The organism is Streptomyces megasporus, assembly GCF_000718985.1.
In the GTDB taxonomy this organism is placed as follows: domain Bacteria; phylum Actinomycetota; class Actinomycetes; order Streptomycetales; family Streptomycetaceae; genus Streptomyces; species Streptomyces megasporus.
The window spans coordinates 130,825-152,071 of the sequence record NZ_JODL01000007.1 but is presented as its reverse complement, the minus strand read 5'-3'; the positions used below and the strand labels follow the sequence as shown (position 1 = coordinate 152,071).

The following is a 21,247-nucleotide window of genomic DNA, read 5'->3' as shown; positions in this document are numbered from 1 at the left end:
CCGGCTTGCGGGCTTCCGTTCGAGGCGATTCCGGCGGAACCGTGGAGCCCCTGCGTCGAGGGGCGGCCGGACTCAGGCGGGGCTTCCGCTCGCGGACAGACTGTAGAAGCGCATCGGTGAATTCGGGGTGAAGCCGATCCGCGGGTACACCGGCGCTCCGGCGGCGGTCGCGTGCAGGGTGGCGCGGGTCAGCCCGGTGGCCCGAGCCCCCTCGTACAGCGCCTTCCGCGTTACCGCTTCGCCGTAACCCCTGCGCGCCCACGCCGGGTCCGTGGCGACAAGCGCGACGAAGAGACGGCCCTCCGCTTCCACCGTCGCGGCGCAGGTCACCGGGGTGCCGTCCCGCAGGCCCAGGTAGGCGTGCACCCGACTCCTCCACAGACGGGAGCCCATGAGTCCGTCCCGGCCGTCCTCCAAGGGGAAGCCGTAGGCGCGCGAGTTGATGTCCGCATAGGCCCGCAGATGCTCGTCGGTGGTCACGCGCACGAACGTCAGGTCGGGGTGGGCCGGCTCGGGGATGGGGAGCAGGTCCCCGGCCATACCGGTGCCGGGGAAGGCGTACGCGAGGCCCGCTCGCCCGGCCGCTGTCTCCAGCGCTGCGCGTGCGTCCTCGTCGAGGAGGTCCTCGAAAATCCACAGGAAGCCCGGGTGCCTCTTCGAGCGCATGATGTCCGCCGCCTGGTCCAGGCGTTGCCCGACAACCCTCGCGTCCGTGCCGACGTCGGTCAGCGTGACGCAGTTCCAGAAGGCGAACCGGCAGTCGGCCCAGCGGACGGCGATACCCGGAAGGTCCCGCACGTCCGCGTCCGGGGCCCGGTCGAGCACCATGGCGCGCCAGACCACGGTGAGCTGTTCCATCGATTCGACGGAATCCGCGATTCCCGTCACCGAACCCCCTTACACGGTCGAACGAGCGGAGAACCGACCGGGCAAGGGTATGCCCGTCAGTGGTCCGCCGCAGGCCCTTTCAAGCCAACTGCCCGTCCCGACCGATGCTCCGGTACTTCCGGAGCACTGAACGAGCCGCGATACGGCACCGTGCTGGACCTGCCGCCGGGACAGGGGCCGCGCCACGACGGCTGAACGCCGACGGCCGGGGCGGGTGGGAATCGAACCCATCTGCCCCGGCCGAGGTGTCCGTCTGTGTTCTTGACCGGCCGGGAGTCAGGAACGCGTGCGTCCCTTTGTCTCCTCCACGAACGCGCTCCACGCGTGCTCGGGAAAGACCAGGGCCGGGCCGTCGGGGTTCTTGCTGTCCCGGACGGGGACCGCGCCGGGGAAGCCGTCGGCGACCTCGACGCAGTCGCCGTTGCTTGCCCCGCTGTAGCTGGACTTGCGCCACGTCAGGCTGTGGTCGTTGATCATCGCTTGTACTCCTCCGACACGGTCTCCAGCAGGGTCAGTGACTCCTCCGACGACAAGGCATCGCCCAGAGCGAGATCGTAGGCCGACTGACAGGACTCGACCATCTCCGGGTCGTCCATGACGCGCCCGGTGCGCAGACCCTCAACGTAGGCCACGGGAGGGGCATCGGTGAACCGCATGAGGGTGACCATGCTCTCCAGCAGCGCATGCGCGCCCGCGGAGAAAGGGAGTACGTGGACCCTTACCCGCCCGCTGCGTCCCAGCTTGGCGATGTGTTCCAACTGCTCCGCGATCGCGTCGCGTCCACCGATGGGACGCCGGAGAATCGACTCGTCCAACAGGGTCCACAAGACCGGTGAGTTGGGGTCCTCAAGGATACGGGCACGCTCTATGCGGTTGGCCACCCGCCGCTCTACATCCTTGTGTGTGTAGACGGGGGTGCCCGCACGGAAGACCGCCCGCGCGTATGCCTCGGTCTGGAGGATGCCGGGAACGAGGAACGCCCCGTATGTCTTGATCACACTGGCCAGCTTCTCCATCTCGGCGGCAGCCGCGAAGTGGTCGGCGAAGCGGCCCTCATCCAGCGAGCGGCGCATGCGTTCGAAGAAGCCGTCCGTGCCCAGCGCCTGGTCAATCCGGCGGGCGTCCTCCGGTCGCGGTTTCCGCCGCCCGGCCTCGAAGTGGGCGATCATCTGCGGTGAGATGACGACCATCTCACCGAGTTGAGCCTGGGTGAGGCCCTTGCTCTCGCGTTTCCGCTGAAGTTCCGCCCCGTAGAACTCCTGTGGTGAGTAAGGCTGGTCGATTCCGCCACCACGACGCATGTGTGCAATGCCCCTCTCTCCAGCCCCATATGGAGAGCTGGAAACCCTGTTGAGCGTACGGCTGCGGCAGCATTCTGTGAGTGGGTGGATACAGAAAGCCACCACGCACGGCACAGGAGCGAGCATGGCGACGTACCTCATGGACACCAGGCGCAACCAGATCGGTGAGCTGATGGGCAAGAGCGGCGGACGGTACTTCCTCCGCCCGCCCGGAGGCGGCCGGGAGTGGGAGTGCCTGCCCGAGAACACCCGTCTGCCCACTCCCGAGGAGCAGTTGAGCGCGGGGGTGCGGGCGGCGAACCGGCACAGCGGGGAGCGGTACCGGTGAGGCCCCGCACCTGGATCACCGGGCGAAGAAGCACGCGAGGTACGCCCCGGCCGCACCGGGCCAGCGCACGCCCTCATGGCGGCGGGGATCCTCTCCCGGACCGGGCACCCGTCTTCGCGGCCGTGCCCAGGTCGGCGTTCCTGCCGGAGTTGAACTGGCCGTTCGACATGGACGCGGGACGCAGCGTCGCCGTGTCGAGGGCGGAGGACCCGGACGCCTGGATCTGGTACGCCGACGTGCCGATCGTCACCCAGTGGGACGACGGCCGGCACACCGGCACCGAGCCGGGACAGGTGCCCACCTCCTCGGCGTCCATGCCGTCCGTGGTGTTCCGGACGCTCCGGGATCTGGAAGTGCGGCCGGGCGACCGGGTGTTGGAGATCGGCACCGGGACGGACTGGAACGCGGCGCTCCCGGCCCACCGCCTCGGCACCGCGAACGTGGTGACGGTGGAGGTGGACGAGACCGTGGCGGACGCCGCGCGCAAAGCGCTGGACGCCCTCGACCCGCCCGTCCGGGTCGTCCACGTCGACGGCGCGCTGGGCTTCCCCGACGGCGCGCCCTACGACCGGATCATCGCCACCTGCGGCCTGCGCTCCGTCCCCCCACACCCGGGTGGAACAGAGCTGCCCCGGTGGCCGCATCGTCGCCCCGTGGGGGACGCACTACGGCAACGGCGACGCCGTGGTCCGGCTGACCGTCTCCCGCGACGGGAAGAGCGCGTCGGGTGCCTTCACGGGGCCGGTGGAGTTCACGAAGCTGCGAGCCCAGCGCCTGCCGCCCGTGGCCCACTCCGCCTACGTCACGGGCAGTGTCGCCGACGCCGACGAGTCCTCCACCACGCCGGCGGAGGAGGAGTTCGCCGGGGAACGGTTCGGTGTGCGGCGGGGGCAGGCCGGAACACGAGCGGTTCGGACTCACCGTCACGCCGGAGGGGCAGCGGCCTGGCCGGACAACCCGGCCGACTCCTGGCCCGTGTGACGCGGCCCGCCCGTCCGCCTGGGAGCGGACGGGGCGCCGACACGGCGGCGGAGCCGAATCCCGTACCCGGTGCGCACGGGCCGAACGCTCGCACCGCATACCATCACCGAAAAAGAGAAGGCACGTCCGGAAGGCTCGCGTCGCCCGACGGCGCACCGCTCTTCCGGACCCGGACGACACCGGTGGGGGAATCCACGACCATGACGGCCGAGACGTTCGAGTTCCAGGTGGAGGCGAGCCGCCTCCTCCAGATGATGGTCCACTCGATCTACTCGAACAAGGACGTGTTCCTGCGGGAACTCGTCTCCAACGCCTCCGACGCGCTCGACAAGCTCCGCATCGAGGCGCTGCGCGACGACACGCTGGATGTCGATGTCTCCGACCTGCACATCGAGATCGAGGCGGACCAGGACGCCCGCACGCTGACGATCCGCGACAACGGCATCGGCATGTCGCGCGACGACGTGGTGGGGCTCATCGGGACGATCGCCAAGTCCGGCACCGCGGAGTTCGTCCAGCAGCTCAAGGAGGCCCAGAGCTCCGGCAACGCCGACGCGGCGGAGGGGCTCATCGGGCAGTTCGGCGTCGGCTTCTACTCCGCCTTCATGGTGGCCGACGAGGTCACGCTGCTGACCCGCCGCGCCGGGGAAGCCACGGGCACCCGCTGGACGTCCACCGGCGAGGGCACGTACACCATCGAGACGGTGGACGACGCGCCCCAGGGCACGTCGGTCGTCCTGCGGCTCAAGCCGGTGGACAACGACAACCGGCTCTTCGACTACACCTCTCCCTGGAAGATCAAGGAGATCGTCAAGCGCTACTCGGACTTCATCACCTGGCCCATCAGGCTGATCACGGCGAAGACCGGTGAGGAGAAGGACGGGGACGGGGCCGAGGACGGCGAGACGCCGGAGACGATCAACTCCCGGCAGGCCCTGTGGGCGCGGCCCAGGAACGAGGTCTCCGACGAGGAGTACCACGAGCTGTACAAGCACATCAGCCACGACTGGACCGATCCGCTGGAGACCATCCGCATCCACGCGGAGGGCACCTTCGAGTACCAGGCGCTGCTTTTCCTCCCCGCGCAGCCGCCACGCGAGATGTTCTCGTCGGGCAGGCGAGGCGTGCAGCTCTATGTGAAGCGCGTGCTGATCATGGAGGACTGCGAGGAGCTGGTCCCGCCGTACCTGCGCTTCGTCAAGGGTGTCGTCGACGCCCAGGACCTGTCGCTCAACATCTCCCGCGAGATCCTCCAGCAGGACCGCCACATCCAGATGATGCGCCGGCGGCTGGCGAAGAAGGTGCTGGCCACCATCAAGGAGATGAGGGTCAAGCGGCCCGAGAAGTACACGGCGTTCTGGCGGGAGTTCGGCCCGGTCGTCAAGGAGGGGCTGCTGAACGACTTCGAGAACCGCGACGCGATCCTCGCGGCCTGCTCGTTCGCCACCACCCACGACGCGGAGAAGCCGACGACCCTCCGGGAGTACGTCGAGCGGATGAAGGAGGGGCAGGAGCACATCCTCTACCTGACGGGCCCGTCCCGGAGCGCCGTCGAGAACTCGCCGCACATGGAGGCCTACCGGGACAAGGGCCTGGAGGTGCTCGTCCTGACCGACCCGGTCGACGAGCTGTGGGTCGACGCGGTGCCCGACTTCCAGGGGAAGAAGCTGCGCTCCATCGCCAAGGGGGAGGCCGAACTCGGCACCGAGGACGAGGAGGAGAAGGAGCGGGCCGAGGCGGAGCGGGAGCGGCAGCGGCAGGAGTACGCGGACCTGCTGGCGTGGCTGGGCGAACGGCTCGGCGACAAGGTGAAGGAGGTGCGGCTGTCCTCCCGGCTCACCACCTCGCCGGCGTGTGTCGTCTCCGACGCCGACGACGTGACACCCGGCCTGCGGAACATGCTCCGCGCCATGGGCCAGGAGATGCCCGAGAGCAAGCGCATCCTGGAGATCAACCCCGACCATCCCCTGATCGTCGGCCTGCGCAAGGCCCACGCCGCCGACGCGTCCGACCCGGAGCCGGCCGCCATGGCCGAGATCGTCCACGGGATGGCGCTCCTGGCGGAAGGCGGCCGTCTCGACGACCCGGCCCGCTTCACCAAGCTCCTCGCGGAGCGTCTGGAGCGCACCCTGTGACGGTCTGAGCCGTGCGGCGGTACGGGGGCGGGGGCGGGACGGTACGGAGGCCGTACCGTCCCGCCCACCGGGTCGGGCCGGCCGGGGCTCAACCCTGGCCGGCGCCGGTCGTCCGGACTTCCTCGCTCTCCGCCTTGGCCAGTTCGTCCACCGCGATGGTCTCCGGCGGCGCGAACCCCCGCCGATAGGCGGCGCGGCTCACCATGTGCGCCGAGACCGGCGCGGTCAGGAGCTGCAACAGGGCCACCGTGATCAGCATCCCGAGCACCGCCGGGTCCCGCAGCCGGAAGCCCAACGAGACCAGGATCAGCAGCATGCCCAACGTCTGCGGCTTGGTCGCCGCGTGCATCCGGCTGAGCACGTCCGGGAAGCGGACCAGGCCGATGGCCGCGACCAGGGTCAGCAGCACGCCCGCCAGCAGGGTGATCGCGGAGACGGTGTCGGCGATGGCGGTCCAGCTCATGTGTCGCCCTCCCGTTCAGGCCCGGCCCCCATACCGAAGCGGGCCACGCTCGTCGAGCCGATGAATCCGACCAGGGACAGCACCACCAGGATGGGGATGGTGTCGGGGTGCCGGTTGAGCACCGCCTCGGCCGCCAGTCCGCCGATGGTGACGGCGGCGATGACGTCCAGGGAGACGATGCGGTCCAGCACGGTGGGGCCCAGGGCCATGCGGAGCATGGCCAGTACGGCGGCCACGGCGAGCATCACCACCGAGACGACGACCACGACGGTCATGCGACACCTCCTTCCGACACGGCCCGCTCGAAGGCGGCCAGCTCGGTGTCCGAGGCCAGCGCCCGGACCACTCGCTCCTCCTGCTTGAGCGCCGTCTCCCGGGCGCGTGCCATGCTCGCCTCGTCGTTCGCGTCGAGGACGTGCAGGTGCAGCGTCCTGGTGTTCCGGTCCGCTTCCAGCACCACGCTGCCCGGGACCAGCGTCAGCAGTTCTCCGGTCAGGGTCAGATACAGGTCGGATCGGCTGCGCAGCCGCACCGTGATGACCGAGTTGACCGGTGTGTGCCGCGGGTTGAGCGCCCGGGCCGCCACCCCGAAGCTCGCCACCACCAGGTCGTAGCAGAAGTGCAGCACCAGCCACGCCAGCCGCAGCGGGCGGACCCGCCCGGCGAAGGCGATCGGCGGCAGCGGGAACACCAGGCTGACCAGGGTGGCCACCGCCAGTCCGGAGAGCACGTTGGCGAAGGAGAGGTCTCCCCACAGCAGTACCCAGACGATCACCAGCCAGGCGACGAAGGGCCACTGGAACGACGGCCTGCGCCTCGACCGCCCCGCCCCGGCCCGGTCGGTCGGGGCGTCGGACGTGGTGCCGGTGGAGGTGTCGACGGTGGTGTCACTCATGGTTGCCCTCCCCCAGAACGGTCTCGACGTAGGAGGACGGCTCGCGCAGATCGCGTGCGGCCTCGTCGGTGAAGTGGAACAGCGGTCCGGCCACCACGGTGAGCGCGGTGCTCAGCACCACCAGCACGGCGGCCGGGAGCGTCATGGCCAGCCGGGACCGGCGGGTCAGGGAGAACGTGTCGGGCATTGGCTTGTCGTGCAGGTCGGTGCGGGTGCGGACCGATCCGGGCGCGCTCTCGGGCCGGCCGCCCTCCAGAGCGGAGGAAGCGGTCGCCCCCGTGGGGGCTCCTGTGCGGGCGGCGACGGGCACCGGCTCCGACACGACGGGGTCGACAGGGTCCTCGGGGGGCTCTCCGACCGCGTTGGGCGGCTGCCAGAAGGCCCGGTTCCACACCTTGGCCATCGCGTACAGGGTCAGCAGACTGGCCACCACCCCACCGGCGACCAGCACGTACGCCAGCCAGGACCCGTCGTCCACCCCGGCCTGGAGCAGCCCCAGCTTGCCCAGGAACCCGGAGAACGGCGGGATGCCGGCCAGGTTCATCGCGGGAATGAAGAACAGGACGGCCAGCAGCGGCGCCCGTTGCGCCAGGCGGCCGAGGTGGTCCAGCGAGGTGCTGCCGCCCAACCGGTCGATGAGGCCGGCCACCAGGAACAGGGTGGTCTGGATGGTGATGTGGTGGGCCACGTAGAAGATCGCGGACGACATCCCGGCCTCGGAGCCCAGCGCGATGCCGAACACCATGTAGCCGATGTGGCTGACCAGGGTGAAGGACAGGACTCGCTTGATGTCCGACTGGGCCACCGCGCCCAACACCCCGATGATCATGGTGAACAGGGCCGTCCACATCAACAGGCCGCTGAGCGGGCTGTCCGGGAAGAGCAGGGTCTGGAGCCGGATGATCGCGTAGATGCCCACCTTGGTGAGCAGGCCGGCGAACACCGCGGTGACCGGGGCCGGAGCGGTGGGGTAGCTGTCCGGCAGCCAGGCGGACAGCGGGAAGACCGCCGCCTTGATGGCGAAGCCGATCAGCAGCATCAGCTGGAGGACGAGCGCCACCGCGTCGGGCAGTTCGGCCAGCCGACCCCCGAGCTGGGCCATGTTCACGGTGCCGGTCGCCGCGTAGACCAGGGCGATCGCGGCGAGGAAGATCACCGAGGAGATCAGGCTGACCGTCACGTACACGGTGCCGGCCCTGATCCGCGCCCCGGTGCCGCCCAGGGTGAGCAGCACGTAGCTGGCCACCAGCAGGATCTCGAAGCCGACGTAGAGGTTGAACAGGTCGCCGGAGAGGAAGGCGTTGGAGACGCCCGCCACCAGCACCAGGTAGGTGGGGTGGTAGACCGACAGCGGGGTGTTGCTGCCGTACTCGATCATTCCCTGGCCCAGGGAGTAGACCAGCACGCACAGCGACACCACGGTGGACACCAGCAGCATCAGGACGGACAGCCGGTCGGCCACCAGCGATATGCCGATGTCGGCGGGCCAGCCGCCCACCCGCATGGCCAGGGGCCCCTCGGTGTGGACCTGGGCGACCAACACCGCGGTGATCAGGGTGGTCGTTCCCAGGACCACGAGGCTGACCACCCGCTGGGCCCGGGCCGAGCGGCCCATGGCCAACGCCAGACCGGCGCCGAACAGCGGTAGGACGACGGGCAGTGGCAGGAGAGCGGTGATCATATGCCTTTCCGGAGGGAGTCGGGGCCGTTGCCGGTGAGGGCGCCGGTGTCGGCGCTGTCCTCGCCGTTGTCGGAGGTGTCGCTTCCCTCCTCGTCCAGCGTGCCGCCGGCACTGTCGTCGTAGCTGGCCGAAGCCTCGTCGCGTTCCGCTCGCCGCCGGATCAGCGCGTCCTCCACGTCGTCCTGCGCGTCGTCGTGCCGGTTGAGCTGCCAACTGCGGTAGGCCATGGCGAGCATGAAGGCCGAGACGCCCAGGGTGATCACGATCGCGGTGAGCACCAGGGCCTGCGGCAGCGGGTCGCTGATGTCCTCCGGCGCGTTGCGTCCCAGCAGCGGTGACCGGCCGGCCGGGCCGGAGGCCACCAGGAACAGCACGTTGACGCCGTTGCTGATCAGCAGGACGCCCACCAGGATGCGGGTCAGGCTGCGCTCCAGGACGAGGTACACCCCGGAGGCGAACAGGGCGCCCACCACCACGGTGAGCAGGATGTTGACGCTCATGTCCGTCATGCCGTGCCTCCCCCGGCCCGCCCGGCGGTCTGCGCCGCGGGACCGGTCTCCTCCCGGCCGACGGGGTTCCCGGTCGGCTCGGCGAGTTCCTCGTTCGCGGTCTCGTCGTCCGTCTGGCCGGCCTCGTCGACGATGTCGCTGTCGATGCCGCCGCCGAGGCTGCGCAGCATGTCCAGCACCAGCCCGACCACCACCAGGTAGACCCCGACGTCGAAGAGGAGCGAGGTGACGAAGTGGACCTCGCCCAGCAGCGGCAGCACCAGGTCCACCTTGGCGCTCTGGAGCACGTCGGCGCCGAAGAGCACCGGGAGCAGGCCGGAGCCGGTGGCGATGAACAGGCCGGTGCCCAGCACCAGCCCGGCGTCCACCGGCGCCGCCGCGTTGAGCTCCCGCCGCCCGCCGGCCAGGTAGCGCACGCTCAGCGCCAACCCCGCGACCAGTCCGCCGGCGAAGCCGCCGCCGGGGTCGTTGTGCCCGGTGAACAGCAGGTACACCGAGAACACCAGGATGGTGTGGAACAGCAGGCGGGTGACCACCTCGATGATGATGGACCGCCGGCCCGGCTCCAGGCTCTGGGTGGTGCTCAGCCAGCCCGAGCGACTCGAGGTGCCGGGACGAGCCGGCCGGGAGTTGTCCAGGTCGGATCGCCACAGACCGGAGCGTCCGGTGATCAGGAAGATCAGCGAGGCGACTCCGGTGGCGGCCACCACCAGCACCGAGATCTCTCCCATGGTGTCCCAGGCCCGCAGGTCCACCAGGGTCACGTTGACGATGTTGTGACCGCCTCCGTAGGAGACGGACGGCTCGGCGAATCCCTCGGAGATCGGGGTGGCGGTGCGCGCCGTGCCGGCCGCGAACGCCGCCCCCGCCATCACCGTGCCCACCAGCAGGCCGATCGCCAGCCGCAGCCACCGCCCGGAGGTCAGCGGCCGGGGGGAGAAGTGCGTCGGGAGCCGTCGCAGCACCAGAACGAAGATCACCAGGGTGACGGTCTCCACCAGCATCTGGGTCAGGCTCAGGTCCGGCGCGCCGTGCATGGCGAACATCAGGGCGACGCCGTAGCCCACCACGCCGGCCAGGATGGCCGCCTCGAGCCTGCGCCGGGAGCGGGCGGCCTGGATCGCCGCCAGGATCATCACCCCGCCGACCAGCGCCTGTGCCGGGGTGTCCCACCAGTAGGTCCGCGACCAGTCGTACCGCGTGGCCAGCAGGGCGGGGCCGGGCACGATCACCAGCGTCAGCAGGATCACCCCGATGTACACCGGCAGCGAACCGCGCTGGGTGGCACCGGTGACCTCGACCGCCATCCGGTCCAGTCCGCGCATCAGTCGGCGGTAGCCGCGTTCGCTGTCCAGCGGAGGGGCGAAGCGGTCCTGTACCGCCTCCACCCGCCGCCGGGCCAGGAACAGGGCGAAACCGCCGGCCACCGAGACCACCGAGAGCAGCAGCGGCACCCCGAAACCGTGCCACAGCGCCAGCGTCGCGTGGTGCCCGCTGTCCGGGAACTCCTCCACGTAACCGCTGAGCAGCCGGCTCTCGAAGCCGCCGGAGAAGCCGACCAGCAGGCCCGCGCCGGCCAGCAGCAGCGAGGGCAGCAGGAAGCCGGACGGCGGCCGGTTCCCGCGGGGCGGCTCGACCCCGGGCTTGTCGGAGAAGGCGCCCCACAGGAAGCGCAGGGTGTACGCCGTGGTGAGCGCGGACCCCACCACCAGCGCGACCACCATCGCCACCAGGAAGGTCCCGCCGACTCCGGCGTCCCCACCGGTGAACGCCTCGTAGGCGGTCTCCTTGGCGACGAACGCGGCCAGCGGGGGCAGCCCGGCCATCGAACCGCCGGCCAGCACCGCCGCGACGAAGAGCGCGGGCACGGCCCGACGCAGTCCGCTGAGCCGGGAGATCTCCCGGGTGCCCGTGTGGCGGTCTATCACGCCCACGCACAGGAAGAGGGCCGCTTTGAACAGGGCGTGGGCCACCAGCATGGCGACGCCGGCCAGAGCGGCGGTGCGGGTTCCCGCGCCCACCAGCACCACCAGGAAGCCCAACTGGCTGACGGTGCCGTAGGCGAGCAGCAGTTTGAGGTCGGTCTGCCGCAGCGCCCGCAGCCCGCCCAGCAGCATGGTGACCGCACCGAGGGCGAACAGCACCGGCCGCCACAGCGCCACCTCCGCGAAGGCGGGCGCGAACAGCGCGATCAGATAGACTCCGGCCTTCACCATGGCGGCGGCGTGCAGATAGGCGCTCACCGGGGTGGGAGCGGCCATGGCGCCCGGCAGCCAGAAGTGGAAGGGGAACAGCGCGGACTTGGAGAGCGCACCGAGCAACAGCAGCAGCACGGCCACCGGGACGGCGCCTCCGGTGGGCGGATCGGCGAGCAGCTCGGAGATCCGGTAGGTTCCCGACGTCTGGCCCAGCATGATGATGCCGACCAGCATCGCCAGACCGCCGGCGGTGGTCACGAGCAGTGCCTGCATCGCCGCCCGACGGTTCGCCCGGCGTTCCGGGTTGTGCCCGATCAGCAGGTACGACAGGACGGTGGTCAGTTCCCAGAAGACGTACAGCAGCACCAGGTCGTCCGAGAGGACCAGACCCAGCATGGCGCCCGCGAAGGCCGTGAGCACGCCCGCGAACCGCCAGGTGCCGTCGTCACCGGGACGGAAGTAGTACCGGCAGAACATCAGGACCAGCGTGCCCACCCCGGTGACGATCACCGTCATCGTCCAGGACAGGGTGGACAGCCGGAAGGACAGCTCCAGCGAGACGGAGTCGATCCAGCGGTGGTTCTCCTGAACCGGGGCGCCGTCGCCGATGACGGTGCGCGCCTGGGTGAGGGCCCACAGCAGGGAGCCCGCCGGGACCAGCGCCAGCAGCCAGAAAGCCCTTCGGCCCAACCATCGGACCAGCAAGGGAGCCGCCACTGCCGCCGCCAGGTGGGCCATGATCAGCGTCAGCATCATTGTGGCGGCAGGCCTCCTTGTGGACGTGTGCGCGTGGTGTGCGCCTCCGGTGCCGGGTGCGGAGCGGACGCCGATCGGAGGAGGCCGGGGGGCTCCGGCCCCGGCGGGCCGCTACCCGTTCTGGGGGGAGTACTCAAGATGCGTCACGCACTTCTCTGTCGTGGTGGTCATGTAAGAGATAAGGCCGCCCCGACAGGGACGAGTAGGTTTTGCGATCAACCTTATAGGTTGCTCTGCCGGAACCGATCCATTCCGTCGGTGTCTCCGAGGGGGGTGCGGGGTGGTGTTCCACGGGTCGAAAGGGTGACGGAGAGTGGTTCGCGCCCCCGGGAAGAGTAGGCGCCGGCGGGTGGATGGTGAGGGGAATTGCGGGAAGTTGTGGGCATTTGACGGGGAGAAAGGAAGGGTGGTGGGCGTCTGTGAAGCAGGGTCCCGGTCCCGTGGTGCCTCTGTGGTGACTGTGGCGTCACCGTGGTCGATCTGTGACGCACACCACATAATTTCCGTGGTCCGCGTCGGGGTGTTCGTGTCGTGCGCCGTTTCCCCGGAACGCCCCCGCTGAGGGCCCGAGCGCCGCGGCCGGGACCCCGGGGTCGATCCGGACCGCGTACTCGGGCTCGACGCGCCGGCGCTCGGGGTCGAAACCGTCCCCGCCTCTGATGCCGCGTTCGGTGAACCGCCCGTCGCGGCGGAAGTCCCCCTCACCGCGCGCACAGGGCTCGCACGACACCGGCCCGGCGGTGGCCGCCCGTGGCCACCCTCCAACGGGGGCTCGGGCGTCTCCTCCGCCCGGACCCGGTCCGGCTCTCCGGGCATCACCGTGACCGTTTCCATGTCCCGCCTTCCTGTCTCCACCGGCGCGTCACGTGAGGCCGCGTTCCCCGTGCCGGCCCAGGGGGAAACGGGGTGCGGCGGCGCCGTGCGGCTCCGGACGCGATGATGTACGGACCAGGACCGGCGGACCACCGGGCCGGCGGGGCGCGCGAGGTGAGGGAGAGGCATGGCAGGCAAGGCGATCAAGACCGTCACGGTGCGCGGGGTGACCATCGGGGAGGGGACGCCCAAGGTCGTCGCGCCGCTCACCGGAGCCTCCCCGGAACAGCTCCGGAGCCAGGTGGACGCCCTCCTCGACGTGCGCCCCGACGTGGCCGAGTGGCGCGTCGACCACTTCGCACCCCTGACCGACACCGCCGCCGTCACGGCCACCGCGCGGGAGTTGACCGACCGGCTGAAGGGCATGCCCCTGCTGTTCACCTGCCGCACCCGGGGCGAGGGCGGGCGGGCGGACGTCGACGACGAGGCGTACGGCGAACTCAACGCCGCCGTCGCCCGCTCCGGACACGTGGACCTGGTGGACGTGGAGTACCGCCGCCGGTCCGACGTGGTGGCGCGGATCGTCGAGACGGCCCACGAGCACGGCGTGCCCGTGGTCGCCTCCCACCACGACTTCTTCGGAACCCCGGACAGGGACGAGATCGTCGCGCGGCTGCGGGAGATGCAGGAGGTGGGCGCCGACATCTGCAAGATCGCGGTGATGCCCCACTCGGCCGCCGACGTGTTGACCCTCCTGGACGCCACGCGCGTCATGCGCGAGGAGTACGCCGACCGGCCCCTGATCACGATGGCGATGGGCGGGCTGGGGCTGGTCTCGCGCCTGGCGGGCCGGGTCTTCGGGTCCGCGGCGACGTTCGGCATGGTCGGCACGGCCTCCGCGCCGGGGCAGATCGACGTGGCGGAGCTGCGTTCGGTGCTGGAGGTGCTGGACCGGGCGGTGTGAGGCCGGGCGCCGGCCCGTCCGGCGGGGATTTACGGACCCTTCCTCGGGGATGCGGAGGGGGAAAGCGCTGGTCGTGGAAGCAGAGCGGGCCGGGCGGGAGAACGGCCGCCGTCGATGGCAATTGCCCATCGTGTCCTACTCCTTGACCCTCTGAATGAAACGTTGCAATACTCGGCGCGCCTGAGAAAGCGCTTACCCTCCCCTCCGTGCCACCCGCCGTTCCACCGCTCTTCCCCTGCCCGTCGGGAACGGCCGCGACGGAGCGGGGCCGTCCGCCGGACCGCACCCACGGGACGGCGTTCGGCGGACGCACGCCCCCACACTCCTCACCCCCCCACACCCCCCCAAGGAGCCGAAGATGGGAAGCGGAGTCGCGAGATCCCCCAGGAAGCGCACGCTCACCGCCGTCGCGGCCGGTCTGCTGTCGGTGGCCACCCTGGGAGCGCTGGCGACGACCCCGGTCGAGGCCACGGAACCCCAGGCACGTCCGGAGCGGTCCGAACAGACCGTCGCGCGGGCGCCCGCACCGGTGCGGGCGGCCGACACCAAGGCGGCCGCCGCCTGCGGCGAGGGCTCGTACCAGGCGGAGGCGGTGCTCAACGGCAGCACCTGGACGGCCCGACGAGGCGGCAGCACCGTCTACACCGGCGGCAACATGCGCGACGCGATGCAGGCGGCCGTGAACAGCCTGACGCCGAACCGCACCTCCAAGGAGCGCGTGGTGGTGCGCGGCTCGGGCTCGATCAGCGCCGGCACCCGGGTGTCGCTGCCGAGCAACACCGCGATCGACGTGTGCGGCACCGTCAACGTGACCGGTTCCGGTTCCGGCGACCAGGCGCCGATCTACTCCCGCGGAACCTCGAACGTCGAGGTGGGACACCTGACCGTCACCGGCGTCCCGCGGTACGGCATCTTCATGCGCAACGTGACCAACGTGGTGCTCGGTCAGATCGACATGCGGCTGTCGGCCGGCCTGGGAATCCGGATCGACAACCACGGCGACCGCTCGGTGCGTTCGCGCAACATCCGCATCGACAACGCCTACATCTCCGGAGCCGGCGACCAGGGCGTGGAGACCTACGGGGTGGACGGGCTGACCATCGGCACGGTCACCACCCGCAACGTCGCCTACTCGGGACTGCTGCTGAACGACACCATCAACGCCACCGTGGGCAGGGTCGACGCGGAGAACACCGGCACCGGCACCGGCTACGCGGCGTTCCGCATGGCCAACCGCAACGGTCGGATCGGCAGCAGCTACCCGACCAACATCCGTGTGGGCGAGGTCATCGCCCGCGGCGGCGGACGCGGGGTGTTCTGCGTCTCCGAGAGCGGCGGCGCCGTCATCGACCGGGTGACGCTCACCAACACCGGCAACAACGCGATCCTGATCGAGAACTGCTACAACGTCACCATCGCCGGCCAGAGCGGCACGGTCAGCGGCGGCGGGGAGGTCAGGCTGGCGGCCCGCGGCGAGTTCCCCGGCAACCGTGACATCACCCTGCAGAACCTGACGCTGAGCAACACCTCGCTGCGGGAGAGCCCCTGCGGCACCAACATCACCTACCGCAACCTCACGCTCGACAACACCAACCGCAGTACCTGCTGAGTCGGGGCGAGCCGAGAGCCCGACACGGGAGGAACGTGGGCCCTTGCCCACCCGGGAGACCGGGTGGGCAAGGGCCCGATCCGTCCACCGTCGCGCCCGCACGAGCCGAAGTGCGCGGCCCGAAGTGCGCGGCACCGAGGCGTTCACCGGTCGACGCTCGCGCACCGACGCGGACATGCCCGGGCGGACACCGCGTGACCACTCGCCGATGGTCGCTCGACCACTGGCGAGCGACACCTCCTCCGCGCGGACGACACCGCGGTCCGTTCGGGTCCAGACCACCGCCGGCGGGTACCAGGCCGTAGGGAGACCCACGGTGGCTCCGCCGTGGACCTCCTGGCCGGGGAGACCGTCGGGTCGTGAACGGGCGTTGCCGACGTCCGCGAGGGGATCGTCGTGTGGAGCCGCGCGAGGTCAAGGCCGCCTGTGTCACGGTCGCCGTGGCCGGCCCGCGGTCCGTGCCGCCTTGCCGCCTTTGACCAATCGGTCGATCAGGACGAGAGCCAGGCCCAGTCCGCCCACGGCGGCGCCGGTCCACGAGGGCAGCTCGAACCAGGTCTCCGCCCAGGCCAGTAACCCCCAGTTGCCGTCCCCCAGCCAGACGGCCAGAGCCGAACCGAAGCCCTGGATCATCAGAAGTGTTCCGGTGATCAGCATGCCGAGCGCCCTCCGAAGAACATCTCAGTACAGTCGTATTGATTTACCCGGAGAGCAGCTTACCAAGTCAGGTGTATGGGATTGTGGGAGATGACGGAGTGAGCGAGCGGGCGGGCCGTGAGGGAACGCGAGGCCGGGGGCTGGGCGCACGGCATGCCGAGCGGCGACAACGGATCGCCGAGGCACTGCTGGCGATCATCGACAGTCGTGGCCTGGAGGCGGCCGGCCTGCGTGATGTCGCCCGTGAGGCGGGTGTGTCGCTGGGCGCGGTGCAGCACTACTTCCGCAGCAAGGACGAGATGGTGCTGTTCGGGCTGGAGTACATCGGCAAGCGCGGCGACGCCCGGGTACGGCGGCGTCTTGGCGCATCCCCCGATGCGCTGCCGGTACGCGCCGTGCTGCGCGACATCCTCGTCGAACTGCTGCCCGCCGACGACCGACGCGCCACCGAACTGCGGATCGCCACCGCGTTCACCGCCCGCGCCCTGGTGACGCCGGAACTCGCCGAGCACCTGCGCCGGGGGTACGAGAGCCTCCACGAGCTGCTGGCCCTGCTGGTCCGCCGAGGCCAGGTCACCGGGGAGATCGCCGGCGACCACGACCCCGACCGGACGGCGGCCGCGCTGCTCGCCCTCGCCGAGGGGCTGGGCACCCATGTGCTGGTCGGCCACCGGGACGCGCCCTTCGGGCTCGCCGTCCTCGACGCCCACCTCGACCTGCTGTTCGGCTCCGAACCATCGGCTCAGGAGCGGCCCGGTACGCGTCGTCGGGAGTGAGGGGCCCTTTGTCGGGGAGCCCCCTCGCAAGGGCGGCGAGCGGTGGTCGGGGCGTCACTCGACATGGCGCGGGACGGTCCGCGTCACGAAGGGCGTCCCGCGCCGAAAGCCCGATGCGGACCCTCGACCCGCGGGACGTCCTTGACGAACACGACCCCGTCGCTGTCCGCCAGATGGGCCGGATCGAGCGGGGCGTAACCGAACCAGGGGGACACGCGGGGCGCGGGCGGGGTGTCGCCGAGGGCGGCGGCCAGCCGTGGGGCGTCGAGGAGGCGATGGTCCTCCGGGAGTGCGTACAGGAGTCCTTCGAGGGTGTCCGGCGGCGGGGTGTCCACCCCCTGGTGCCGGATCGTGCCGAGGGCCGTGGCCAGGAAGGCGTACTCCTCGCCCAGGCGGGCGCTCACCAACGCACCGGCGCTCCACCACTTCAGCAGCGGATGGTTCCACATGCGCATCGTGCTCTTGTTCCGCTGGAGATGGGCGTTGTGGGCGTGGACCAGGACCGGACCCCGTTCGGCGAGGGCGAGGAGGTTGTCGGCCATCATCCGGTCCCGCTGGCCCAGCAGCCGCGTCATGCGGGCCGGCGAGGCGTCGGCCATCCAGTGGTGGTAGAGCAGCAGGCCGGTCGCGGTGCGTCCGTACAGACGCGCCCGCTCCCAGTCCTCCCGTGAGGTCGCCGTGATCAGATGCGGCGCCTGCGCGTCCAGCAGCGCCACCAACTCGTCGGCGAGCAGCCGCAGTCGGACGGCCTCGGCCGACCGCCCCACGGACCGGGACGGGTCCGTCATCGCGGCGGGATCGGTCCACCGGTCGTCGGAACCGAGCAGGAGGTCGAGCGTGTCCGCGGTGCAGGGGAGCAGGTCGGCGTCCACATGGGCCGCGAGGTGGCCGTGGAGCGCGGTGAGGGCCTGTCGGGGGCTCGCGGCGTGGGTGATCTCCAACGGGCCGTCGAAACTGGCGAAGCGGAGCCGTTCGGACGCGGGCCGGCCTTCGTCGTCGGCGCGGACGTTGTGGGCGCGCATCCAGCGCACCAGCTCGCGGTTGGCCGCGGACGTGCCGAACCCGTGGCTGAATCCGCGCTCCATGACCTCGTCGAGGGTGCCCGTGCCCGAGGTGACGTAGTCGTCCACGGCCAGGCCCAGCAGGCAGTCGCTCTCGATCGCGATCGTCCGGTGGCCCTCCTCCTCGACGAGCTGCCGGAAGAGTTCGTTGCGCAGGTCGAGCAGGGCGTCCTCGCCGTGGGTGGGCTCGCCCAGGGCGATCACCCGCGGCCGGGTCGGGAGCAGCCCCATGACGGCGGCGGCCTCGACGGCATGGGCGGTGTCCTTGATGTCGGTAGCCATACCTTCAACGGTATCGTTGAAGGCTTGGTTGAAACTTTTCCGCGATATCGTCGGCTCCATGGGGAGAAAGCTTCAAAACGGCAGGCGGCTCAGGCCGATCGACCTGGCGCGCGGGCACGGCCTGTCCACGCAGGCGGTCAGGAACTACGAGGAGGCGGGCATCCTCCCGGCCGCCGATCGCACCCCCCACGGCCACCGCACCTACACCCCGCTCCACGCGCGGGCCCTGCGCACATTCCTCGCCCTGGTGCCCGGCCACGGCCACCGGACGGCGACGTCGATCATGCGGGCGGTGAACGAGGGCGCGGTGGACGAGGCGTTCCGCCTCATCGACGAGAGCCACGCCCAACTCCTCGACGACCGCCGGACCCTCCGGGCCGTGGAGAGCGCCCTCCGCGATCTGGAACCCGCCCCGGCGTCCCGGCCCGCCCCGGCGTCCGAGCCCGGCGGCACGTTCATCGGGCCGCTGGCGGAGAAGCTCGGGATCCGGCCCGCGACGCTGCGCGCCTGGGAGCGCGCCGGGCTGGTGCGCCCGCGTCGCGACCCACGGACCGGGTACCGCGTCTACGACGAGGCCGCCGTGCGGGACGCCCGACTGACCCACCAGCTCAGGCGGGGCGGCCACCTGCTGGAGCAGATCGCCCCGCTGATCGACCAGGTGCGGGCGGCCGGTGGGTTGGAGCCGCTGGAGGGCGTCCTGCGCGACTGGCACGGCCGACTGTCCGCCCGCGGACGGGCGTTGCTGACCGGGGCCGCCGAACTGGAGGCGTACCTCCGCGAGCGCGGATGAGACGCCTGCCGCCGGCCGGGCGAGCGCTCACCGGAACTCGAACCCGAAACCGAAACAGAAACCCGGGACCCGGCACCCCCACCCGCGACCTTCACCCCGAACGTGGCGCCGAAATCCCGGTGCGGTCGTGATCCACTCCCGCGCATACTGCCGTGATGAGCACCGACACGCCCTCGTCTCCCCGGGAGCGGGCCCTGCGCCATGTCGCGGCCCGGTCGACGGGAGGGCCCCTCGATGCCCGACTGCGCCTGACGGTGAACTTCCACCCCGATCGCACGACGGGCGGACGTCCGATCCTCCGCGCGATGGCGGAGGACGGCGTCTACCTCTCACAGTTCGTCACCGGCACGAGCAACGGCGGTCTGACGGCCCGTCCCGGAGGGGACCGGTGGAGTTGGGAGAGCCGGATCTTCGGCGGCGCGTACGACCGCGCCGCCCCCCACGAGCGCCCGGTCTACGGCGCGTTGAACTTCCGGGGCAGGTCCGTCGGCGCGGCACCGAGGTTCGGCTCCGCGCACTTCAGGCTCACCGCCGAGACCCTCGGGCGGGCCACGTTCTGCTACCCCGACAGCGCCGCCGAGCCGACCGTCTTCGGCGTCGCGGACCGCTGCTCGCCGCTGGAGTCGGCCGAGGCCGACGACCCCGACGCCCTGGACGACTACGTCGAGGCCCACGTCCACGGCCCGGTCCGGTTCGACCGCGATGTCGAAGCCCTGGTCCTGGACCCCTCCCACCGGGGCACGGACGTGGAGGCCGCCGCCCGCGAACTTCCCTGCCCCGTCGAGTGGCACGGCGGGTTCCGGCTCACCGTGGAGGAGTTGCGGCGCCACCCGGACTACCGGGGGCCACAGTACGTCGAGTTGGGCGCGGAGATCGCGGTCGACGGCCTCCTCGATCCCCGGATCGTCGGGGACGCCGTCCGCACCGGCCGCCACGACCCCCAGGCGCTCAAGCGGGTCTGGCACTGCCTGGCGCGTTTCGGCCCACCGACCCCGTACCGCGCCGCGCGGGTCGCGGTCGCCCCGGCCGTCCACGACGGGGTATAACGGTGCAGCCGCCGGCCCCCGCCACGCTCTGTCCCCTCTGTCCCCTCTGCGTTTTCCCTCTGTGTCCCCTGTCCCCATGTCGAGGAGCACCATGACCTACACCGCCGCGGAGTCCCGGTACGACACCATGCCCTACCGTCGCGTCGGCCGCAGTGGACTGAAGCTGCCGGCGATCTCGTTGGGACTGTGGCACAACTTCGGCGACGACAAGCCGCTGGAGACCCAACGGGACATCCTGCGCCGGGCGTTCGACCTGGGCGTGACCCACTTCGACCTGGCCAACAACTACGGCCCGCCGCCCGGTGCCGCCGAGGCGAATTTCGGCCGGCACTTCGCCCGCGACTTCCGCCCCCACCGCGACGAGATCGTCATCTCCACCAAGGCCGGCTACCACATGTGGTCCGGCCCGTACGGCGAGTGGGGCTCGCGCAAGTACCTCCTGGCCAGCCTGGACCAGAGCCTGAGCCGCCTGGGCGTGGAGTACGTGGACGTCTTCTACTCCCACCGTCCCGACCCCGACACGCCCATGGAGGAGACCATGGGCGCCCTCCACAGCGCCGTGACGCAGGGCAAGGCGCTGTACGTCGGCATCTCCAACTACAGCCCCGAGCAGACCCGTGAGGCGGCCCGCGTCCTGGCGGACCTCGGCACTCCGCTGCTGATCCACCAGCCGTCGTACTCGATGTTCAACCGCTGGGTGGAGGACGGTCTGCTCGACGCCCTGGACGAGGTGGGCGCGGGCTCGATCGCCTACTCCCCGTTGGCCCAGGGGCTGTTGACCAACCGCTACCTGTCCGGCATCCCCGCCGACTCCCGGGCCGCGGGCGCCAGTCCGTTCCTGACCGCGGAGGGCATCACCGAGGAGACGCTGGCCAAGGTCCGCGCGCTCGACGAGATCGCCGGCTGGCGCGGCCAGACCCTGGCGCAGATGGCCCTCGCCTGGGTGCTGCGCGGCGAGCGGGTGACCTCCGCGCTCATCGGGGCCAGCAGCGTCGGGCAGTTGGAGGACAACGTCGCCGCCATCGGCAACCTCGACTTCACCGACGACGAACTCGCCGAGATCGACCGCCACGCCCGGTAGTCGGGGCCGGACGCGAACGGAGCGGCGCGGCCG

21 protein-coding genes and 1 pseudogene are annotated in these 21,247 nt (G+C 70.9%); 10 read left to right on the top strand and 12 right to left on the bottom strand.

Features of this window, described 5'->3' with window-relative positions; translation table 11 throughout:
- Positions 1 to 72: 72 nt before the first annotated feature.
- The 3 genes from IF47_RS0109360 to IF47_RS0109350 form a co-directional block, all read right to left on the bottom strand.
- Positions 73 to 858 (bottom strand): GNAT family N-acetyltransferase, encoded by a 786-nt coding sequence (locus IF47_RS0109360; protein WP_051717318.1) that lies wholly within the window; start codon positions 856 to 858, stop codon positions 73 to 75.
- A gap of 306 nt (positions 859 to 1,164) precedes the next feature.
- Complete coding sequence (locus IF47_RS0109355) at positions 1,165 to 1,365, bottom strand: DUF397 domain-containing protein (protein ID WP_031508003.1); 201 nt, start codon at positions 1,363 to 1,365, stop codon at positions 1,165 to 1,167.
- Positions 1,362 to 2,189 carry a helix-turn-helix domain-containing protein gene (locus IF47_RS0109350; protein ID WP_031508001.1) on the bottom strand — a complete coding sequence of 276 codons (828 nt, stop codon included), beginning with the start codon at positions 2,187 to 2,189 and terminating at the stop codon, positions 1,362 to 1,364. Before IF47_RS0109350 ends, IF47_RS0109355 begins: the two co-directional genes overlap by 4 nt.
- Positions 2,190 to 2,313: 124 nt before the next feature.
- On the opposite strand from IF47_RS0109350, the gene IF47_RS0109345 reads away from it, so the two are divergent.
- Complete coding sequence (locus IF47_RS0109345) at positions 2,314 to 2,517, top strand: hypothetical protein (protein ID WP_031507999.1); 204 nt, start codon at positions 2,314 to 2,316, stop codon at positions 2,515 to 2,517.
- Positions 2,518 to 2,590: 73 nt separating this feature from the next.
- Here the strand turns inward: IF47_RS0109345 and IF47_RS32000 are convergent, their stop codons facing one another.
- Positions 2,591 to 2,833 (bottom strand): hypothetical protein, encoded by a 243-nt coding sequence (locus IF47_RS32000; RefSeq protein WP_342667249.1) that lies wholly within the window; start codon positions 2,831 to 2,833, stop codon positions 2,591 to 2,593.
- On the opposite strand from IF47_RS32000, the pseudogene IF47_RS31995 reads away from it, so the two are divergent.
- The 3 genes and pseudogenes from IF47_RS31995 to htpG all read left to right on the top strand — a co-directional run.
- Positions 2,832 to 3,062, top strand: a pseudogene (locus tag IF47_RS31995) (rRNA adenine N-6-methyltransferase family protein); the annotation flags it as partial. The gene IF47_RS32000 and the pseudogene IF47_RS31995 overlap by 2 nt on opposite strands.
- A 70-nt stretch (positions 3,063 to 3,132) precedes the next feature.
- The gene (locus tag IF47_RS31990) at positions 3,133 to 3,498 is read left to right on the top strand and encodes a hypothetical protein (RefSeq protein WP_051717314.1); all 366 of its coding nucleotides are present in this window, start codon (positions 3,133 to 3,135) and stop codon (positions 3,496 to 3,498) included.
- A 200-nt stretch (positions 3,499 to 3,698) separates the two neighbouring features.
- The gene (htpG, locus tag IF47_RS0109335) at positions 3,699 to 5,633 is read left to right on the top strand and encodes a molecular chaperone HtpG (RefSeq protein WP_031507997.1); all 1,935 of its coding nucleotides are present in this window, start codon (positions 3,699 to 3,701) and stop codon (positions 5,631 to 5,633) included.
- 88 nt (positions 5,634 to 5,721) lie between these two features.
- Here htpG and mnhG read toward each other — a convergent pair whose 3' ends face one another.
- From mnhG to IF47_RS0109305, 6 genes are read right to left on the bottom strand one after another with little or no spacing between them, the layout of a single operon-like run.
- Positions 5,722 to 6,096, bottom strand: a complete 375-nt coding sequence (mnhG, locus tag IF47_RS0109330) for a monovalent cation/H(+) antiporter subunit G (protein WP_037732277.1) — start codon at positions 6,094 to 6,096, stop codon at positions 5,722 to 5,724.
- The gene (locus IF47_RS0109325) at positions 6,093 to 6,371 is read right to left on the bottom strand and encodes an MrpF/PhaF family protein (protein ID WP_031507993.1); all 279 of its coding nucleotides are present in this window, start codon (positions 6,369 to 6,371) and stop codon (positions 6,093 to 6,095) included. The genes mnhG and IF47_RS0109325 overlap by 4 nt, the downstream gene beginning before the upstream one ends.
- Positions 6,368 to 6,991 (bottom strand): Na+/H+ antiporter subunit E, encoded by a 624-nt coding sequence (locus IF47_RS0109320; protein ID WP_078591671.1) that lies wholly within the window; start codon positions 6,989 to 6,991, stop codon positions 6,368 to 6,370. Before IF47_RS0109320 ends, IF47_RS0109325 begins: the two co-directional genes overlap by 4 nt.
- The gene (locus tag IF47_RS0109315; RefSeq protein ID WP_037732298.1) at positions 6,984 to 8,669 is read right to left on the bottom strand and encodes a Na+/H+ antiporter subunit D; all 1,686 of its coding nucleotides are present in this window, start codon (positions 8,667 to 8,669) and stop codon (positions 6,984 to 6,986) included. Before IF47_RS0109315 ends, IF47_RS0109320 begins: the two co-directional genes overlap by 8 nt.
- Positions 8,669 to 9,181 carry a Na(+)/H(+) antiporter subunit C gene (locus tag IF47_RS0109310; protein ID WP_031507988.1) on the bottom strand — a complete coding sequence of 171 codons (513 nt, stop codon included), beginning with the start codon at positions 9,179 to 9,181 and terminating at the stop codon, positions 8,669 to 8,671. Before IF47_RS0109310 ends, IF47_RS0109315 begins: the two co-directional genes overlap by 1 nt.
- Positions 9,178 to 12,132, bottom strand: a complete 2,955-nt coding sequence (locus tag IF47_RS0109305) for a Na+/H+ antiporter subunit A (protein WP_078591675.1) — start codon at positions 12,130 to 12,132, stop codon at positions 9,178 to 9,180. The genes IF47_RS0109310 and IF47_RS0109305 overlap by 4 nt, the downstream gene beginning before the upstream one ends.
- 1,003 nt (positions 12,133 to 13,135) lie before the next feature.
- On the opposite strand from IF47_RS0109305, the gene aroD reads away from it, so the two are divergent.
- Positions 13,136 to 13,912, top strand: coding sequence for a type I 3-dehydroquinate dehydratase (gene aroD, locus IF47_RS0109300; RefSeq protein WP_031507985.1), 777 nt, complete (start codon positions 13,136 to 13,138; stop codon positions 13,910 to 13,912).
- Between the two features lie 358 nt (positions 13,913 to 14,270).
- On the top strand, positions 14,271 to 15,521 hold the full coding sequence (locus IF47_RS0109295) for a right-handed parallel beta-helix repeat-containing protein (protein ID WP_051717312.1): 1,251 nt from the start codon (positions 14,271 to 14,273) through the stop codon (positions 15,519 to 15,521).
- A gap of 429 nt (positions 15,522 to 15,950) precedes the next feature.
- Here IF47_RS0109295 and IF47_RS0109290 read toward each other — a convergent pair whose 3' ends face one another.
- The gene (locus IF47_RS0109290) at positions 15,951 to 16,178 is read right to left on the bottom strand and encodes a hypothetical protein (RefSeq protein ID WP_031507982.1); all 228 of its coding nucleotides are present in this window, start codon (positions 16,176 to 16,178) and stop codon (positions 15,951 to 15,953) included.
- A gap of 98 nt (positions 16,179 to 16,276) precedes the next feature.
- Here IF47_RS0109290 and IF47_RS0109285 point away from each other — a divergent pair, with 98 nt between their 5' ends.
- On the top strand, positions 16,277 to 16,954 hold the full coding sequence (locus IF47_RS0109285; protein WP_211257178.1) for a TetR/AcrR family transcriptional regulator: 678 nt from the start codon (positions 16,277 to 16,279) through the stop codon (positions 16,952 to 16,954).
- An 83-nt stretch (positions 16,955 to 17,037) separates the two neighbouring features.
- On the opposite strand, the gene IF47_RS0109280 is transcribed toward IF47_RS0109285, so the two are convergent.
- Positions 17,038 to 18,297, bottom strand: coding sequence for an erythromycin esterase family protein (locus tag IF47_RS0109280; RefSeq protein WP_051717310.1), 1,260 nt, complete (start codon positions 18,295 to 18,297; stop codon positions 17,038 to 17,040).
- 58 nt (positions 18,298 to 18,355) lie between these two features.
- Here IF47_RS0109280 and IF47_RS0109275 point away from each other — a divergent pair, with 58 nt between their 5' ends.
- The 3 genes from IF47_RS0109275 to mgrA all read left to right on the top strand — a co-directional run bounded on the left by IF47_RS0109275 (position 18,356) and on the right by mgrA (position 21,214).
- Positions 18,356 to 19,087, top strand: coding sequence for a TioE family transcriptional regulator (locus IF47_RS0109275; protein ID WP_031507978.1), 732 nt, complete (start codon positions 18,356 to 18,358; stop codon positions 19,085 to 19,087).
- Positions 19,088 to 19,242: 155 nt separating this feature from the next.
- Positions 19,243 to 20,133: a DUF3626 domain-containing protein gene (locus IF47_RS0109270; RefSeq protein ID WP_051717307.1), complete on the top strand. Its 891-nt coding sequence runs from the start codon at positions 19,243 to 19,245 to the stop codon at positions 20,131 to 20,133.
- 91 nt (positions 20,134 to 20,224) lie between these two features.
- Positions 20,225 to 21,214, top strand: coding sequence for an L-glyceraldehyde 3-phosphate reductase (mgrA, locus tag IF47_RS0109265; RefSeq protein ID WP_031507975.1), 990 nt, complete (start codon positions 20,225 to 20,227; stop codon positions 21,212 to 21,214).
- The last annotated feature ends 33 nt before the right edge of the window (positions 21,215 to 21,247 follow it).

Excerpts from the sequence above, each read along its gene's own strand:
- IF47_RS0109360 (WP_051717318.1), bottom strand. The coding sequence starts at position 858 with ATGGAACAGCTCACCGTGGTCTGGCGCGCCATGGTGCTCGACCGGGCC.
- IF47_RS0109355 (WP_031508003.1), bottom strand. The coding sequence starts at position 1,365 with ATGATCAACGACCACAGCCTGACGTGGCGCAAGTCCAGCTACAGCGGG.
- IF47_RS0109350 (WP_031508001.1), bottom strand. The coding sequence starts at position 2,189 with ATGCGTCGTGGTGGCGGAATCGACCAGCCTTACTCACCACAGGAGTTC.
- IF47_RS0109345 (WP_031507999.1), top strand. The coding sequence starts at position 2,314 with ATGGCGACGTACCTCATGGACACCAGGCGCAACCAGATCGGTGAGCTG.
- IF47_RS32000 (WP_342667249.1), bottom strand. The coding sequence starts at position 2,833 with ATGGACGCCGAGGAGGTGGGCACCTGTCCCGGCTCGGTGCCGGTGTGC.
- htpG (WP_031507997.1), top strand. The coding sequence starts at position 3,699 with ATGACGGCCGAGACGTTCGAGTTCCAGGTGGAGGCGAGCCGCCTCCTC.
- mnhG (WP_037732277.1), bottom strand. The coding sequence starts at position 6,096 with ATGAGCTGGACCGCCATCGCCGACACCGTCTCCGCGATCACCCTGCTG.
- IF47_RS0109325 (WP_031507993.1), bottom strand. The coding sequence starts at position 6,371 with ATGACCGTCGTGGTCGTCGTCTCGGTGGTGATGCTCGCCGTGGCCGCC.
- IF47_RS0109320 (WP_078591671.1), bottom strand. The coding sequence starts at position 6,991 with ATGAGTGACACCACCGTCGACACCTCCACCGGCACCACGTCCGACGCC.
- IF47_RS0109310 (WP_031507988.1), bottom strand. The coding sequence starts at position 9,181 with ATGACGGACATGAGCGTCAACATCCTGCTCACCGTGGTGGTGGGCGCC.
- IF47_RS0109305 (WP_078591675.1), bottom strand. The coding sequence starts at position 12,132 with ATGCTGACGCTGATCATGGCCCACCTGGCGGCGGCAGTGGCGGCTCCC.
- aroD (WP_031507985.1), top strand. The coding sequence starts at position 13,136 with ATGGCAGGCAAGGCGATCAAGACCGTCACGGTGCGCGGGGTGACCATC.
- IF47_RS0109295 (WP_051717312.1), top strand. The coding sequence starts at position 14,271 with ATGGGAAGCGGAGTCGCGAGATCCCCCAGGAAGCGCACGCTCACCGCC.
- IF47_RS0109290 (WP_031507982.1), bottom strand. The coding sequence starts at position 16,178 with ATGCTGATCACCGGAACACTTCTGATGATCCAGGGCTTCGGTTCGGCT.
- IF47_RS0109280 (WP_051717310.1), bottom strand. The coding sequence starts at position 18,297 with ATGGCTACCGACATCAAGGACACCGCCCATGCCGTCGAGGCCGCCGCC.
- IF47_RS0109275 (WP_031507978.1), top strand. The coding sequence starts at position 18,356 with ATGGGGAGAAAGCTTCAAAACGGCAGGCGGCTCAGGCCGATCGACCTG.
- IF47_RS0109270 (WP_051717307.1), top strand. The coding sequence starts at position 19,243 with ATGAGCACCGACACGCCCTCGTCTCCCCGGGAGCGGGCCCTGCGCCAT.
- mgrA (WP_031507975.1), top strand. The coding sequence starts at position 20,225 with ATGACCTACACCGCCGCGGAGTCCCGGTACGACACCATGCCCTACCGT.